At 50.4% G+C, this 14,807-nt stretch carries 13 protein-coding genes, 1 pseudogene and 1 other annotated feature; of the genes and pseudogenes, 12 read left to right on the top strand and 2 right to left on the bottom strand.

The window, feature by feature from the left end; translation table 11 throughout:
- Nucleotides 1–3: 3 nt before the first annotated feature.
- From B0X71_RS13435 to B0X71_RS13410, 6 genes are all read left to right on the top strand, one after another.
- Nucleotides 4–921: a DMT family transporter gene (locus B0X71_RS13435; protein ID WP_232336696.1), complete on the top strand. Its 918-nt coding sequence runs from the start codon at nt 4–6 to the stop codon at nt 919–921.
- Between the two features lie 2 nt (nt 922–923).
- Nucleotides 924–1,136, top strand: a complete 213-nt coding sequence (locus tag B0X71_RS13430; RefSeq protein WP_198038599.1) for a KTSC domain-containing protein — start codon at nt 924–926, stop codon at nt 1,134–1,136.
- A gap of 133 nt (nt 1,137–1,269) precedes the next feature.
- Entirely contained in the window at nt 1,270–2,394 is a 1,125-nt protein-coding gene (locus tag B0X71_RS13425; RefSeq protein ID WP_077589899.1) for a M20 family metallopeptidase, read from the top strand.
- Nucleotides 2,395–2,899: 505 nt separating this feature from the next.
- Nucleotides 2,900–3,730, top strand: a complete 831-nt coding sequence (locus tag B0X71_RS13420) for a hypothetical protein (protein WP_077589898.1) — start codon at nt 2,900–2,902, stop codon at nt 3,728–3,730.
- Between the two features lie 156 nt (nt 3,731–3,886).
- Nucleotides 3,887–4,103 (top strand) — a binding site (T-box leader).
- 70 nt (nt 4,104–4,173) lie between these two features.
- Nucleotides 4,174–5,517 carry an anthranilate synthase component I gene (trpE, locus tag B0X71_RS13415; RefSeq protein WP_198038746.1) on the top strand — a complete coding sequence of 448 codons (1,344 nt, stop codon included), beginning with the start codon at nt 4,174–4,176 and terminating at the stop codon, nt 5,515–5,517.
- Nucleotides 5,514–6,113 (top strand): anthranilate synthase component II, encoded by a 600-nt coding sequence (locus B0X71_RS13410; protein ID WP_077589897.1) that lies wholly within the window; start codon nt 5,514–5,516, stop codon nt 6,111–6,113. Before trpE ends, B0X71_RS13410 begins: the two co-directional genes overlap by 4 nt.
- Here the strand turns inward: B0X71_RS13410 and B0X71_RS13405 are convergent.
- Nucleotides 6,110–6,628, bottom strand: a complete 519-nt coding sequence (locus tag B0X71_RS13405) for a hypothetical protein (protein ID WP_077589896.1) — start codon at nt 6,626–6,628, stop codon at nt 6,110–6,112. The genes B0X71_RS13410 and B0X71_RS13405 overlap by 4 nt on opposite strands.
- 311 nt (nt 6,629–6,939) lie before the next feature.
- Here B0X71_RS13405 and B0X71_RS13400 point away from each other — a divergent pair.
- A pseudogene (locus tag B0X71_RS13400) lies at nt 6,940–8,105 on the top strand (IS3 family transposase).
- Between the two features lie 72 nt (nt 8,106–8,177).
- Here the strand turns inward: B0X71_RS13400 and B0X71_RS13395 are convergent.
- Entirely contained in the window at nt 8,178–8,933 is a 756-nt protein-coding gene (locus tag B0X71_RS13395) for an NRDE family protein (protein ID WP_077589895.1), read from the bottom strand.
- 280 nt (nt 8,934–9,213) lie between these two features.
- Between B0X71_RS13395 and B0X71_RS13390 the strand changes: the two genes are divergently transcribed.
- From B0X71_RS13390 to B0X71_RS13370, 5 genes are all read left to right on the top strand, one after another.
- Nucleotides 9,214–10,290, top strand: a complete 1,077-nt coding sequence (locus B0X71_RS13390; protein ID WP_077589894.1) for an RNA-guided endonuclease InsQ/TnpB family protein — start codon at nt 9,214–9,216, stop codon at nt 10,288–10,290.
- Between the two features lie 208 nt (nt 10,291–10,498).
- Entirely contained in the window at nt 10,499–11,470 is a 972-nt protein-coding gene (locus B0X71_RS13385) for a ring-cleaving dioxygenase (RefSeq protein ID WP_077589893.1), read from the top strand.
- Nucleotides 11,471–11,551: 81 nt separating this feature from the next.
- Entirely contained in the window at nt 11,552–12,247 is a 696-nt protein-coding gene (locus B0X71_RS13380) for an SGNH/GDSL hydrolase family protein (protein ID WP_198038598.1), read from the top strand.
- Between the two features lie 254 nt (nt 12,248–12,501).
- Complete coding sequence (gene ggt / locus B0X71_RS13375; protein ID WP_077589891.1) at nt 12,502–14,295, top strand: gamma-glutamyltransferase; 1,794 nt, start codon at nt 12,502–12,504, stop codon at nt 14,293–14,295.
- 87 nt (nt 14,296–14,382) lie between these two features.
- On the top strand, nt 14,383–14,712 hold the full coding sequence (locus B0X71_RS13370; protein WP_077589890.1) for a hypothetical protein: 330 nt from the start codon (nt 14,383–14,385) through the stop codon (nt 14,710–14,712).
- The last annotated feature ends 95 nt before the right edge of the window (nt 14,713–14,807 follow it).

Below are 14,807 nucleotides of genomic sequence, written 5' to 3'. Positions count from 1 at the left end.
CTTTTGAAAATTTATATTACTTTATTGGCTGTCATGGTGATATGGGGGCTAAATGTATCAATTGTAAAATTGCTGGTCGAGTATTTGCCGCCGGTAACGATTCAGGCGCTTCGGGTCATGACAGCGGGCTTTGTGGTGTTTCTGATTTTGAGTTTCATGAAGCTGCTGCGCCTGCCGACAAAACGGGAATCTGTTTTTATTGTCGGCGGAAGTCTGCTGAATGTGGTCGGACACCATTTCTTTATGGCGATCGGTCTTGAAATCACAACGGCTGCGAACGGTGGACTGATTCTTGGGCTCGGACCACTGCTGAGTGCCTTCCTCGCAACGGTCATTTTGCGACAGGTACCGTCGGTTTTACGGTCGGTCGGGTTTCTGCTCGGGACCATCGGTATCACAATTACGGTACTGGCAGGCGAAGGAGGAATCGCCGGCATCGGAGTCGGCGATTTGTATATGTTCCTTGCCATCTTCACGCAGGCACTCAGTTTCATCATCATCAGTAAAATTGCAAAAACGCTTGATCCCCGCTTGCTGACAGGCTATATGCTGGTTATCGGTTCAGTGATCCTGCTCGTGATCGGCACGCAGATGGAGCCGGGCGGGTTTGCGCAATTTGATGATGCACCGGGCTATGTATGGGCGGCATTTTTCATATCAGCGGTCCTTGCAACAGCCGTGGGTCATATGACGTATAACCATATGATCGGTAAAGTCGGCGTGGCAGAGACAGCAATTTTCCTTAATTTGCCAACGCTGTTCTCATTGCTCGGTGCAGCCGTAATTTTAGGGGAGGAACTGTTGCCGGCGCATTTCATCGGGTTCATCTTTATCGTGTCCGGGGTGCTTCTTGGCTCGGGCGCGGCAGAGGAACTGATCAGACGCAGAAGGCGGCGTATTAAAACAAGGCAGGAGGGCTGAGTATGGATATGTTCAAGCTTTTATCAACCCATTTAAAAGAAGCGGGTTACAACCCGTTTGATGGCATCCTGCGGATTGAATTCCAGGATGGCAGCATCTATGACTACCAGGGAGTGCCGGAGCATGTATTCCGCGGACTCATGAGTGCCGGATCACACGGAAAGTACTTTGCCGAAAAGATTAAAGACCGCTACCCGTATAACCGGGCATGGTGATAGGAACCGCTCCTGCTGGGGCGGTTTTTTGATTTTTCAAAAGGGGCTGATCAAATTTTTATTAGAAGAGGTCTGGTGCTGGGTCGCAGTTCGTGGAATACTGATGATATGAACTTTTAGGAGGAAACGAAAGATGGACCGAATTCAGGCTTACATAGCAGAACATCTGGATGGCATTATCGCAGACATCAAATTTCTTGTAGAGGCGGATTCACCGTCTTCGGATAAACAATTGGCAGACCAGTGCGGCAAGCGGGTGCAGGAACTGTACGCAAAACGGCTCGGCTGCAAAGCGGACGTAATCGAAGAAGAGGAATATGGCAATCATCTTCGTTTTGAATATGGCAACGGAGAAAATAAATTGCTCTTGCTGTCCCATTTCGATACGGTATGGGATCAAGGGGAGCTTACGTTCCGGGAAGAAGGGAACCGCATCTATGGACCAGGCATCCTCGATATGAAAAGTGGTCTTGTGCAGGCGATCTGGGCACTTAAAGCCTGCCGCGATCTTGGCATTTCATTAAATAAGAAAATTGTCCACATCTGCACGAGTGACGAAGAGATCGGCAGTCCTTCTGCCCGGACGGTGATCAAGGAAGAAGCGAAAACGGCGTCATTCGTGCTGGTGACAGAGCCACCGGTCGAGGAATCAGGTGCGCTGAAAACATGCCGAAAAGGATCTGCCCGCTATTTCGTCCGCATCAGCGGAAAAGCGGCGCATTCCGGAAACCATCATGATGAAGGGATCAGCGCCATTCGGGAAGCGGCGGAACAGATATTGTATCTTGAATCGCTGACGGATTATGAGACCGGCACGACGATAAATGTCGGGGCGATGGAAGGCGGTGGTGCCTTGAATGTCGTTGCGGATTCAGCAGTGCTTGGAGTGGATGTACGTACGGAAACCGAAGAGGAACAGGACCGGATCGCGCATTTGATGGAAGAACTTACTCCGCACGCGGAAGGGGTAAAACTTGAAGTTGAAGGCGGCATCATGCGGCCGCCGATGCAGCGGACAGCGGAAACCGGTGAATTGTTCGAGCGTGCCCGAAAAGTGGCAGCGGAGCTGGGCATCCAGATCGGTGAGGCATCGGTCGGCGGAGGCAGTGACGGAAACTTCACATCGAGCATGGGGATTCCGACGCTAGATGGACTCGGCGCGGCAGGCAGTGGCATGCACGCAAAAGATGAACACATCCTGAAAGACCAGATTCCGTTCCGGACGGCGTTGCTCGGAAAATTGATTGTTTCTCTCTGATGGTGGTTTTTAAAGGAGGAGGGGGAGAAGCTATGCGATTGACTAGATCGTACAGCTTTTTTATACAAGAACAAGAAAGTATATAAGTTCGGTGCATCACGGATAACATGTTTGTGGTTTTTTATATCCAGTTTCGTTTCGCCAGACCGTATGCTGATTTCGTCCCTCCCGCCGGAAATAGGTTTTCGGGTCGGCCCCTCCAATCTGCTATCGGGCTTTCACTGCTCACACCACTTCCCTTTATCTCAGTCCCTCGAGGTCGCTTCGTACTTGCTCACGAAGGCATAGAGCGCCATCGACTGCAGTCCTTCAGCGCCCGTCGGAGATCTCCATGATGCGCAGGCAACCATTGCGGTACGATGCCGCGTTCTTAGGTTGCCTTCCTCGCTATTTCAGAGCGCTTGCGCTTTTCTCAGTATACAAGGGGGTTATTGAAACTTACTGACTTGCAGCACGACTACTGAGTACAGGCAGAGAACCGGAGAGAGAATCGGGGGGGAAGAATATGAAAATGTCATCGCTGCTGGGCAGCCTGCTCGGTGGGGGCCTGATATTGAGCGGGTGTGCATCCGGAGCAGAACCTGTTCCATCGGTTGAACAGGTTCCTCAGGAACAGACAGATGAAGCGAAGACTGCTGCTGATCCCCTGGAAATTGATCTGGACAGCATCGAATCAGTAATTGGCTCGGGTGCGTTTTTCACCACGTATGACTCGCAGCATTCAGTTTCCCATGAAGTGGTTTTAACGGATGAAGAAGATATCTTGATGATCATCACCGCTATGGAACGGGCTGACCGGAAGGAGGGGCCTGTAACGGCCATCGGCGAAAGTCTGACTCTCCTTTTTCAAAAGGAGGGTCCGCTGAATTCGATTTACTTTTTCTTTTTTGATGAAATAAGAGGAGCTTTTGAGAAAACTGGAGACCTGAACGGGCGGTACTATTTAGATGATGGGGATACGGCAGCCATCAAAGATATTCTGTACCGGGCGCTGGAGAAGAAAACAGGTCAGCCAGCGGGTATCATTGCTTTTTCCCCGCAGGCTGCATTATCCGCTGACACGCCCACTCTGTTGATCAACGTGGAAAACTGGCAGCCCGAGGTGTTTCAGGTCGAAACCATTCGTATTAAAAAGTTAAATGAGCAACTGGAATGGGTGCCATATCAGGAAAACGAAAAAACCATTTCCGCTGATTCCTTTTCCTGCCCGTCGTACGAGAAATGCGAGTGGGAATTGGAACTGTCCGAGTTAAGTGATGAGTGGCCGGCGGGAGAATATAGATTAATCCTCGATTCCCTGATCGTACCATTCACTATAGCGTCAGCTGGTGAATGATCACTGGCTGGTTACCGGGATTGATGCAAACAGCCATGTTTGACAATTCCGCTAAAATTTCTTATGATGAACCAAACCTTTTGTACGGACGCGGAGAATGTACCGGGAGCGGTGCAGCCGCTGTACAGCTGAGCAGAGCCAGGCGGAGAATAGCAGAGCAAATCGCTGAATAAGAAAAGTAATGCGGGAGCGGCCGAATTCAGAGAGTCAGTGGCAGGTGGAAACTGACCGGTCTCCGCATGAATGGACTTATGAGAGATTCCTTGAACAGATCGATCAGTAGAGGAATCCGTCCCCCTCGTTACGGGGCTTGAGAGGAAGCCGGTTTCTGGCTTCAGCAAGAGGTGGTACCGCGCATACTGGCGCCCTCTGAATGGACTCGTCTGTCCATTCGGCGGGTGTTTTTTGTTTGCGTGAAATTAAAGGAGCTGAGCAGAGTGGAGATGTACACGAGAAAACTGGAAGGTGACCGGCTGACGCCGATTGCCATCTTTAAACGGCTTGAAGGCGCGCGTAAATGCCTGCTGGAAAGTTCATTGAAGCATACAGCTTCCGGCCGGTATTCGTTTATCGGAGCGGAACCTGCGAAGAGTTTTATCGGCACGGATAATGAGTTGACGGAAATCGATCACCGGACAGGTGAACAACACACAGTGACAGGCAAGCCGCTCGATCTGCTGCAAAAGCGGGTGCCGCACGTTGAGTCACCGGTTGATGTGCCGTTTGCAGGCGGGCTCGCCGGCTATATCGGCTACGACGCCATCCGGGCATATGAACCGATCGGGGCTACGCGCAAGGATACGCTCGATATGCCGGCCGTCCATATGCAGCAATACGAGACAGTCGTCGTATTTGACCATTTGCGGCAGGAAGTGACGGTGCTGTCGCTTCACGGTGAGGCAGCTCTGGATGCTGTTCAGGCGCAATTGCAGATACCGGAAGATGAACCGGCTCCAGAAGAACCGGGAAAGCTGCATTTTTCTTCAGAAATCACCGGGGACTCCTTCCGGACGCAAGTTGAACAGGCAAAAGAGCATATCCGTCAGGGAGACGTGTTCCAGGTCGTCTTATCCCAGCGGCTGCATGCGGATTATAAAGGCGATGCATTCACGCTGTACCGGAAACTCCGGAAACAGAATCCGTCACCGTATCAATTCTATATCGAATTTGACGGCTATGCGATCGTCGGCGCCTCACCGGAAAGTTTATTGTCCGTGCGGAACGGGGAAATCAAGACGAATCCGATCGCCGGCACGCGCAGACGGGGGATAACTGAAGAAGAAGATGATGCACTGGCGGAAGAATTGCTGGCGGATCCGAAAGAGCGGGCGGAGCATCAGATGCTTGTCGACTTGAGCCGGAACGATGTCGGCCGGGTTGCAGCCGTCGGATCGGTGCAGATTCCGAAGTATATGGAAATCGAGAAATACCAGCATGTTATGCATATCGTGTCGGAAGTGACCGGAACGCTTGCAACCGATATGCATCCGCTCGATGCGCTCGTCGCCTGTCTGCCGGCCGGCACGGTATCCGGCGCACCGAAAGTCCGGGCGATGCAGCTGATTCGGGATTTTGAAGACGAGCGGCGCGGAGTATACGGCGGAGCGATCGGATACCTCGGCTTCAATGGCAACTTGGATGTCGCACTTGCCATCCGTACGTTTGTCGTAAAAGACGAACGGGTCTATGTGCAGGCAGGAGCCGGAATCGTATACGATTCGGACCCGCAGGCAGAATACGAAGAGACGTTGCATAAAGCACGTTCTCTGATGGAGGTGTTCGGATGATTCTCCTCATTGATCATTATGATTCATTCACTTACAACATTTATCAGGCAGTCGCGAGGCGGACAGAAGTAAAAGTCGTGCGGTATGACGCCATCACGGCACAGGAAGTGCTCGAACTGAAACCGGATGCCATCATCCTGTCGCCGGGTCCGGGCCATCCGGATGCCCTGCCGGAATCGATTGAACTGATTCAAGCTGTGTATAGATCAATCCCGATTCTCGGGGTCTGTCTAGGCCATCAGCTCCTGGCTGCAGCGTTCGGCGGAAATGTCATCCAAGCGCCTGTGATCATGCACGGGAAAGTATCAGAGATCGCGCATACAGGACAGGATCTGTTTACAAGCCTTCCTGATCCGCTGCCGGTCATGCGCTATCATTCCCTGATGGCGGAAAAAACTTCGTTGCCGGATGTATTCAACGTGCAGGCTACAGCGGATGACGGGACGGTCATGGCGATTCGCCACAACCGCTTTCCGCTGTTCGGCGTCCAGTTCCATCCGGAATCGATCGGGACACCCGATGGCGACCGGCTCGTTCAGAATTTCCTCGATGCTGTGCCGAAGTTGAAGAATTCCGTCCAGCCGACGAATGCTTAAGTGAAGACAGGGAACAGGCACACTGGCAGCAGACGGTGTGCCTGTTTTCTTGCAGCGGAGTCAGGGAAAAGAAATGCGGCCAGCGGAGTTGCCAGTCTGTTTTCATAAAGCTTAAAAGTATTGACCAGCCAGCACAATTCCAGCGCATCGCCGGAAGCGATTTCCTCATTCCATGCAAGATCCTCTTTGTATACACCGTACGTATCGGCAACATAAATAAGGTCCGTTCCATCCAGGGAAGGCGGAAGCGTACGGATTCCATAACTTTCATCGGCTTCGTCCGGTATGAAACCATAGTAGTCGGCTATGTTACGGTAGGGTTCACCCTCTGCCGCTCTATACTTGTAATGCTGCAGCAGCCAGATGAGTCCATGGTGCTCCCGGTAATTTTCCTGGGGCACTGTTTTATCCAGAACAGCGACATCAAGTGTTTCTTCCGGTTCCAACAGCCATAAAAAGAATGGCTGCATCAGGAAGAAAATGATGCCGAATAAAATAAGCAAGTGTTTCTTCATTCTATTCCTCATTTCTCCAATTCAGGGATGACACTTCAAATTATTGTAGCGCATGCCGGACTGGACGTTAATCCGGGCTGCAGGTAAAAAATCAGCCTGTAGAACCACATTCACTTAGGAAACATGATCCGGAAAACAGAAAAACGGACCAGCGCCTGCCGATCCGTTTGTTCAGTGTAACGCCAAGGAAATACAGGATAATCAGATAAAGCAACCAGGGAGCTGTAGACTAACATAAATAAATGAGACACAATAAAACACCTTCGGAGTGGTACACTTGCAAGAAGTACTGAAATCGGAGGTGTTTTTGCATGGGCAAAAACCGGTATACAAGCGAAACGAAGTGGGCAGTCATCAAGGACAAGATGAGTGGCGAACTGACAAACAAAGAAATCATGGAAAAATACGGCATTAAGAACAAAGCCCAAATCTATACCTGGATGAAGTGATACAAGGCAAATGAAATCCACCGGTTCGACCAACCGATCGGGAAGCAGTATACCTACGGGCACGGACCGGAATTCGCAAGTGAGCTGGAGAGGAAAGACCAGCGGATTTCAAACCTGGAAATGGAGAACGAAATCGTAAAAAAGTACTTGGAGATGGCAAAGGAGTTGAAAAGCAAGTAGTTCTCCAATTAGTGGAAACGTATCGGGAAACATATACGGTGACAGCGATCCTGTCCGCATTGAGCGTGGCACGCTCCAACTATTACCGCTGGCTGGCCGAAGGCGTAGCGGATGCCCTGACGTTCGAAGAAGAAGCGATTATCGCACTGTGCAAGAAGACGAAGTACCGGCTTGGCCACCGGAAAATCAAGAAGCGGCTGAAGAAGGAGTACAAGATCGACCGGCATCGCAACACCGTCCAGCGCATCATGCAGAAACACAACCTGCAGTGCCGGGTGAAACCAAAACGAAAATGGAAATCACAGGGTGAATCGGTCATCGTGGCACCGGACCTCCTGCAACGAAATTTCATGGCTTCCGCACCGAATGAGAAATGGGTGACGGACATCACGTACATTCAGTACGGCAGTTCGACGCTGTACCTGTCGACGATCTTGGACCTGTTCAATAACGAAATCGTCGCATACAAGTTGGATGACCACCAGCAGACAGCACTCGTGACGGACACACTGAAGGCGGCACTGGAAGCGCGCGGAAACCCTGAAGGCGTCATCATCCACTCCGACCAGGGGAGTGTCTATACGTCCTTCGCCTATCAAGACCTGGTGAAACAGGCACACTTGGTCAGCAGTATGTCAAGACGGGGCAACTGTTGGGATAACGCGGTCATTGAATCGTTTCATTCCAGCATCAAATCAGAAGAATTCCAGTTCGTCAGGTTCAATTCCCTGCGCAATATCGAGGTTGCGGCAAAAGTGAAGGACTATATCCAGTATTACAACGAAGAACGGATCCTAGAAAAATTAGGCTACCTGACCCCGAAAGAATTCGGGGCCATGGCAACCTAAAGATGGTGTTTTATATGTGTTCCAAATCGCTATGTCAGTCTACTGTCATCTGGCATTTTTCTTATATATAACTTAGCCAGCTGAAAAGGTGAAACGGTTTTCGGTCTGAAAAATTCCTTCTTCGTATATCCGTTCGATGAATGTCACTTGATTGTGCCGATCGATGGTCAGAACAGTGGATGCCCTTGTTCCGTAGTCGGGCATGCGGATAAACAATGGGGATAATTTCCGCTCGAGTTCGATTCCCACACCTGTGTCCGGCAGGCTGACATCTTCTGCCGCTTCTGCATCCTGCAGCAATTGGAACAGCTTTTCTATGTTTACGTCATCTTCCTCAAGCGCAGCGCGTAGTCCTGCTTTTCCCTTTTGAACTTTCGGCCAGGGTGTATCCAGGAAATGATTGCTGACGCCATGGACGCCGGGGGAGACAGCCTGCACATTCCCTTCAACGTTATTGAGATAAAAGAGTGCATCAGGTGTACCTGCAAGGATATTGAATCCATTATAAGCAGACGGATCCAAGTTCTGCAGAAAGGCTTCCGATGACTCATTGCCCGTTAAGTAATTCTGGACAATCTCACCGCGGGACCGCTTTCCGGATGTTTCCCGGTCGGGGTCCCGGAAATTCGTAAGCGCCGCAAACCGGCCATTCCTGGTCACCCCCATCCAAGTACCCATTTCTTTTAAATCCCGCCCGGCCAGCAAATCCGGTGAATCTTCCCAAAAATGAGCAGGTGCGGTCGGCCTGCCGTAGAACTCATCCCGATTCGCTGCAAGCACAAGTTTATAGCGCGGGTCATTGTGGAATTGAAAATTAATAAGACACATCAAAGACAGCTCCTTTCCAACTGAATACATCTGATTTCTTAATTCGGTTATAACATGAAATGGAAGAGAAAACGAAAAATCGCTTCTTTCAATTGCTTATCTTGATATCGAGATAAAAAGTGTGGGATGATGAGGACGGAACAAATTCTGCGTCGAACAGAAAATTTACAGAATTGACGAGCGAGAAAGCCCACTCCTTTAGGGGTGGGATGAAAGCAAGTATCTTTGATTGCCCATTTCTGGTAAGTTATCGGTATAACCGACGATAAGGGGTGAGTGGATGCCGACATTGACGATGAAACTGGAACTGATGAAACCGACCCGACACAAACAGGCGATCTACCGCCAGATGACCGAATTGAATACCCGATTTGCCAATTGGCTCCTCGGCTATGAGGAATTGGCGAGGGCGACATCGGCGCATTTCAGGAAGTTCTCGGATGAAAAATTGCCGTCCGCCATCGTCAACCAGACGATTCGGGAAGTCACATCCAAAAAGAAAAACCAAAAAGCCAAAATCTTCCGTCGCCAGTGGTGCGTCTACAACAACCAGAACTTCCGCATTGAACACGAGAACGGGCAGTACAAGGTGTCATTCCCGACGCAGGAAAAGCGTGTCGGTGTGCCTGTCGTGGCGAAGGCGCACCAGCTGAAACGGCTGGAACTCGCCCTGTCGGAAGGGGCCAACATCGGCACGGCCATGTTGCACGAAAAGAAAGGCAAGTGGTTCGTGTCCGTCTCGTTTGCGTTCGCTACACCAAAACCGGCAGAAACAGCCAAAAAAATGATGGGCATCGACGTCGGATTGGACTTTCTCGCAGTCGGCTCCATTGGAACCCATGCCTGTTTCTTCTCTGGTAGAGAAGTGGCGTTCCACAGAAGACGCCACGCCGCCCGCAGAAAGCAACTCGGCAAGGCGAAGAAACTAAATGCTATTCGAAAGTCCAAAGGCAAGGAAGCGCAGTGGATGAAGGAGATGAACCATCTCATCAGCCGTCGGTTAGTCGATTTCGCAGTGGCGAACGGTGTTCGCACGCTACGAATGGAAGATCTGACCGGCATCCGTCATTCCGCTAAATCGAAGAAGGAAGCGGGACGGAACCTGCATTCGTGGGCACACTACCAGCTTCAGGAATTCATCGCATACAAAGCGGCCATGGCGGGAATCCAAGTGGAATACGTGAAACCGGACTACACCTCCCAGACCTGCAAGTGTGGACACGCCGAAAAAGCGAACCGGAAGCGGCATGTGTTCCGTTGCCGCACGTGCGGATACCAGCTGCACGCCGACCTGAACGCCGCCATCAATATCGCCAAGGCGATTAGCGGACTGTCGGCAACGAAGAAAGCAGGATAGAAACAACCTATCCCTGTGGTCACAGCAGGGACGCCCGCACAGGCACACGGAAATCGACGGTTTCCCGAACGGTGCGGGATGGGCTGATGGCACCGCCCTGAACTGAAGGCTCATCCGAACCAGAAATGGACCGAGGATGTTCGGGCACTTCAGAATCCCACTGCTTTAGCTGTGGGAGTGTCAACATTACAGAAAAGGATGTGAGCTGATGAATGTTAAAGGAATCCATCACTTAACAGCAATCACCGGTGATGCACAGGATAATGTGAATTTCTATACGGAAGTGCTGGGCATGCGCCTTGTAAAGAAAACCGTTAATCAGGATGATACGACCGCATATCATTTGTTTTATGGAGACGAGCGGGGAAATCCCGGAACAGAACTGACTTTTTTCGATTTCGTGGGTGTAGGACCGAAAAAGGAAGGCGTCAGCAGTATCTCAGGCACGTCACTCCGGGTGGCGAATGACCGGGCGCTGGATTATTGGCGGCAGCGGTTTGAAGAATTCGGCGTGAAGCATGAACCGATCGAAGAATTCGCAGGGCGCAATGTCATTTTCTTTGAAGATCCGGAAGGGCAGAAGCTCGCAATCGTATCGGATGAGCACAATGAAGGCGTAGCAGGCGGCAAGCCATGGGATCAGAGTCCGGTTCCAACTGAGCATGGCATACTCGGACTTGGCCCGGTTAAGCTGACAGTCCGTTATGCGCAGCCCACTCAGCAAGTGCTCCAGCTGCTCGGTTTCCGGGAAAAGTCCCGCATTCCGGCGATTGCGGAGGGCCAGGACGAAATCATTATCATGGAAACAGGGGAAGGCGGCTCAGGAGCGGAAGTGCATCTTGAACCGAATGATTTTCTGCCGGTTGAACAGCAGGGAGGCGGCGGTGTCCACCATGTCGCATTTCGGGTAGATGATGAGGAAGAATTGGCAAAATGGGCCGATGTACTGAACCGGACCGGTCTGCCGAATTCCGGACTGGTGGAGCGCTATTATTTCCAGTCGCTGTATTTCCGTGAACCGAATGGTATCTTGTTCGAGTTCGCAACAGACGGTCCTGGCTTTGCAACAGACGAACCGTTCGAAACGCTTGGCGAATCGTTGGCGCTGCCGCCGTTTTTAGAAAATCAGCGGGCATCGATTGAAGCAAATATCAAGCCGATCAACATAAAGCGTTCATGATATAAAAGCGTTCCAATCGAATAAATGCTAATTTTATGTTAAAATAACAAGAAGATTAGTATGAAAGGGACGTGTGGAGTATTGAAAACGACACAGCATTCACGGACGGGCGCCCTTTTTGCTGGGGTGCCGTTTCTTCGGTTGAAACAGGCAATGAAACCCCTGTATATTAAACGGATTGTCCTTCTTGGTGACTCTGTTGCTTATGGTTACGGAACGCAAGGCGGACTGGCAACCTATTTAAAACAGACGTTTCCTGACAGTGAAGTGACCAATTTCGGTATTAACGGCCTGACAAGTGACGGCCTGGTGGAACGGCTACAGCTTCATCGATGGGATGAAGCCATCCGGGAGGCAGATCTGGTTATCCTGAATATCGGAGGCAACGATTTGCTGCGTGCTTTCAAAACCGGCGGTCCGCAACAACTTATCCGCCAGTTCGGCCAGTTGAAACGCAATTACCGGAAGAATCTTTTGGAAATTTACCGGTATATCCGGGATACCAGCAGCAATGCGATGATTGTTCAAAACAATTTATATAATTCGATGAAGAAAGAAGTGCAGTACTTTGGTTTCACCAATTTGCTGATCACCATTTGGAATACGGCAATCGGCGAAAAAGACATCATTGTTGCGCGGCTGAATGCCATGGGGAAGAACCGCTCCATCTGGCTTGATTCGATTCACCCGAACGAGGATGGCTATAAAATCATGAATGATCTTTTGAAAACAACGTTGGCTGATCGGGGTTATTCCGTTCACTCTGGCGACCATTAAAACCGTTCCTTATAGTGGGAGCGGTTTTTTTCGTTATTTTAAGTTCTTCCGCTTCTCGTTCGTTTTCCCAACGAGGTTTATGAGTAAAAACGATTTTTTATTATTTATCCATAGATTTTCTCATTCCAAGGACGGAGGAGCGGTAAAATCTTCAGTTCTTTATAATTAATTTTAAAATATTTAGAAAATTTTGATTGAAAAAGGCAAATACTTTCAGTTAAATTAAAATTAACGTTGAAAGGAGGAGGAAAGATATGAAAGGATTACTGAATTCAACTGCTGTCACAATGCTGAGCACCGTATTAGTGATCGGTGTTTTCCCGGCTTCTGGCAGTGCGCAAAAAGGGTACATAAATTATCAGGAATACGACCAAGTCGCTGTGGCGGATGGCGGTATGGTTGCTACAGCCCACCCGCTCGCTTCGGAAATTGGTGCAGCTGTATTGGAAAAAGGAGGTAACGCAGTTGATGCAGCAATTGCCATTCAGTTTGCCTTGAACGTAACAGAACCGATGATGTCGGGAATCGGCGGCGGCGGATTTATGATGGTGTATGACGCTGAAACCGGTGAAACCCAAATCGTGAACAGCCGGGAGCGGGCACCTGCTGGCGCAACACCGGATATGTTCCTCGATGAAAATGGAAAACCGATTCCATTTGGCACCCGCTCAATGCTAGGCACAGCCGTAGGGGTGCCTGGAACGCTAAAAGGACTGGAAGAAGCGCATGAACGCTGGGGAACATTGCCGATGCCGCGCTTGATCAAACCGGCAATCGAACTTGCACAAAAGGGCTTCCCGATCGACTCGGTGCTTGCCGAGGCGATTGCTGATAACGAAGAGAAGCTGAGCCGAAGCGCAGCAGCAGAGGTATTCCTGCCAAATGGTGAACCGCTCGAGGAAGGGGAACTCCTCGTTCAACCGGATTTAGCGGATACATTAAAGTTAATCCGGGCAAAAGGGACAGATGTATTTTACGAGGGCCCGATTGCCGACGCCCTTGCAGAAACGGTCCAGGAATTCGGGGGTTCCATGGCTGCTGAAGATTTGGCGAATTACGAATTGACAGTTGATGAACCGGTATGGGGCGAGTATCAGGGCTATGAGATCGCTTCGATGCCTCCACCAAGTTCGGGCGGCGTGTTCCTGCTGCAGATGCTCGGAATTCTCGATGGATTCGACTTGTCCCAGTATAACGTTCGGTCATGGGAAAAATATCATCTGTTAGCGGAAACCATGCACCTCGCTTATGCAGACCGGGCAGCATATGCAGGGGATCCGGAGTTTGTCGATGTACCTGTTGAAGGTCTCCTGCATCCCGACTATATTGCGAAACGCCGGGCACTAATCAGCTTGGACTCAGTCAACACCAACCCGACAGCAGGCGACCCGTGGTCATTTGAATCTGGTTCGGGTCCGGCACCGGTTGCACAGCCGGCGAATGACCAGTACGGAGAAACAACTCACTTCACCGTAGCGGACAGATATGGCAATGTCGTGTCGTATACCACGACGATTGAACAAGTATTCGGTACAGGGATCATGGTGCCGGACTACGGATTCATGCTGAACAACGAACTGACTGATTTTGACGCTGTCCCAGGCGGCGCAAACGAAGTGCAGCCGAACAAGCGGCCGCTCAGCAGCATGACACCGACCATCGTGTTCGATGATGGCGAACCGGTCCTGACCGTAGGTTCACCGGGCGGGCCGACGATTATCACATCTGTCCTTCAAACGATTCTCCATGCAATCGAATACGATATGGAATTGAAAGCAGCCGTCGAAGAACCGCGGATCTATTCAAACAGTATCACTTCTTATCGCTATGAAGAAGGAGTGCCGGCTGAGGTGCTTACTGTCCTCAAGGGAATGGGGCACCGTTTCGGTTCTTCCCCGGTAGTTCTGGGAAATGTTCAGAGCATCCTGATTGACCGGGAATTAGGCCTGTTTAAGGGCGTGGCCGACTCCAGTCGGAATGGAGCTGCTATCGGTGTTGAGTACAGCAAGAAAGGCAAAGGGCATCCAAACGGAAAAGACGATAAGTGATCAGTGCAGGGTGAGCCAGCTGGCTCACCCTGTTTTTTCTGAACCGGGAAAGGGTATAGAAAAACAAGAAGTAAGGAGGCGATTTGCATGAAAATCGTAGCAGAACGGGACCTGATTAAAGACGAGTATGGCAATTATTATTTGGCTACCAACGTGAACGGCGATAATGTAACGGTTGTCAATGCGGCGGTGTATTATGCATTCAATCGCATGCTGGATGAAGAACTGCTGGCTGACGCCCGCAATCTCTATCCGAATGAAGTGGCAGCCGGCAAATTCTTTGCCGATCAAGTGGCCAAGCATATCGAACAGCTTGAAGACGAAGCAGTGCCCGGTGGAATCTATGATATCGAAGAAGTAAAAGAAGCATATGATCTGCATGTGAAGCCATTATACGATGAATCGTTTCATTTGTAGAAAAAAACCGTCGAAGGACGGTTTTTTTATGAAAATAAATAGTTCATTCAAATTAAACTCTTAACCCGGTCATATTTCGGGAATGGATAACGGAT

The organism is Planococcus lenghuensis (assembly GCF_001999905.1).
GTDB lineage: Bacteria > Bacillota > Bacilli > Bacillales_A > Planococcaceae > Indiicoccus > Indiicoccus lenghuensis.
The sequence above is the reverse complement of the archived record's forward strand: the minus strand, read 5'-3'. Positions and strand labels throughout refer to the sequence as shown.

What these genes read in the sequence shown, in the direction of transcription:
- B0X71_RS13430 (WP_198038599.1), top strand. Translation starts at nt 924, where the DNA reads ATGGATATGTTCAAGCTTTTATCAACCCATTTAAAAGAAGCGGGTTAC.
- B0X71_RS13425 (WP_077589899.1), top strand. Translation starts at nt 1,270, where the DNA reads ATGGACCGAATTCAGGCTTACATAGCAGAACATCTGGATGGCATTATC.
- B0X71_RS13420 (WP_077589898.1), top strand. Translation starts at nt 2,900, where the DNA reads ATGAAAATGTCATCGCTGCTGGGCAGCCTGCTCGGTGGGGGCCTGATA.
- trpE (WP_198038746.1), top strand. Translation starts at nt 4,174, where the DNA reads ATGTACACGAGAAAACTGGAAGGTGACCGGCTGACGCCGATTGCCATC.
- B0X71_RS13410 (WP_077589897.1), top strand. Translation starts at nt 5,514, where the DNA reads ATGATTCTCCTCATTGATCATTATGATTCATTCACTTACAACATTTAT.
- B0X71_RS13405 (WP_077589896.1), bottom strand. Translation starts at nt 6,628, where the DNA reads ATGAAGAAACACTTGCTTATTTTATTCGGCATCATTTTCTTCCTGATG.
- B0X71_RS13395 (WP_077589895.1), bottom strand. Translation starts at nt 8,933, where the DNA reads ATGTGTCTTATTAATTTTCAATTCCACAATGACCCGCGCTATAAACTT.
- B0X71_RS13390 (WP_077589894.1), top strand. Translation starts at nt 9,214, where the DNA reads ATGCCGACATTGACGATGAAACTGGAACTGATGAAACCGACCCGACAC.
- B0X71_RS13385 (WP_077589893.1), top strand. Translation starts at nt 10,499, where the DNA reads ATGAATGTTAAAGGAATCCATCACTTAACAGCAATCACCGGTGATGCA.
- ggt (WP_077589891.1), top strand. Translation starts at nt 12,502, where the DNA reads ATGAAAGGATTACTGAATTCAACTGCTGTCACAATGCTGAGCACCGTA.
- B0X71_RS13370 (WP_077589890.1), top strand. Translation starts at nt 14,383, where the DNA reads ATGAAAATCGTAGCAGAACGGGACCTGATTAAAGACGAGTATGGCAAT.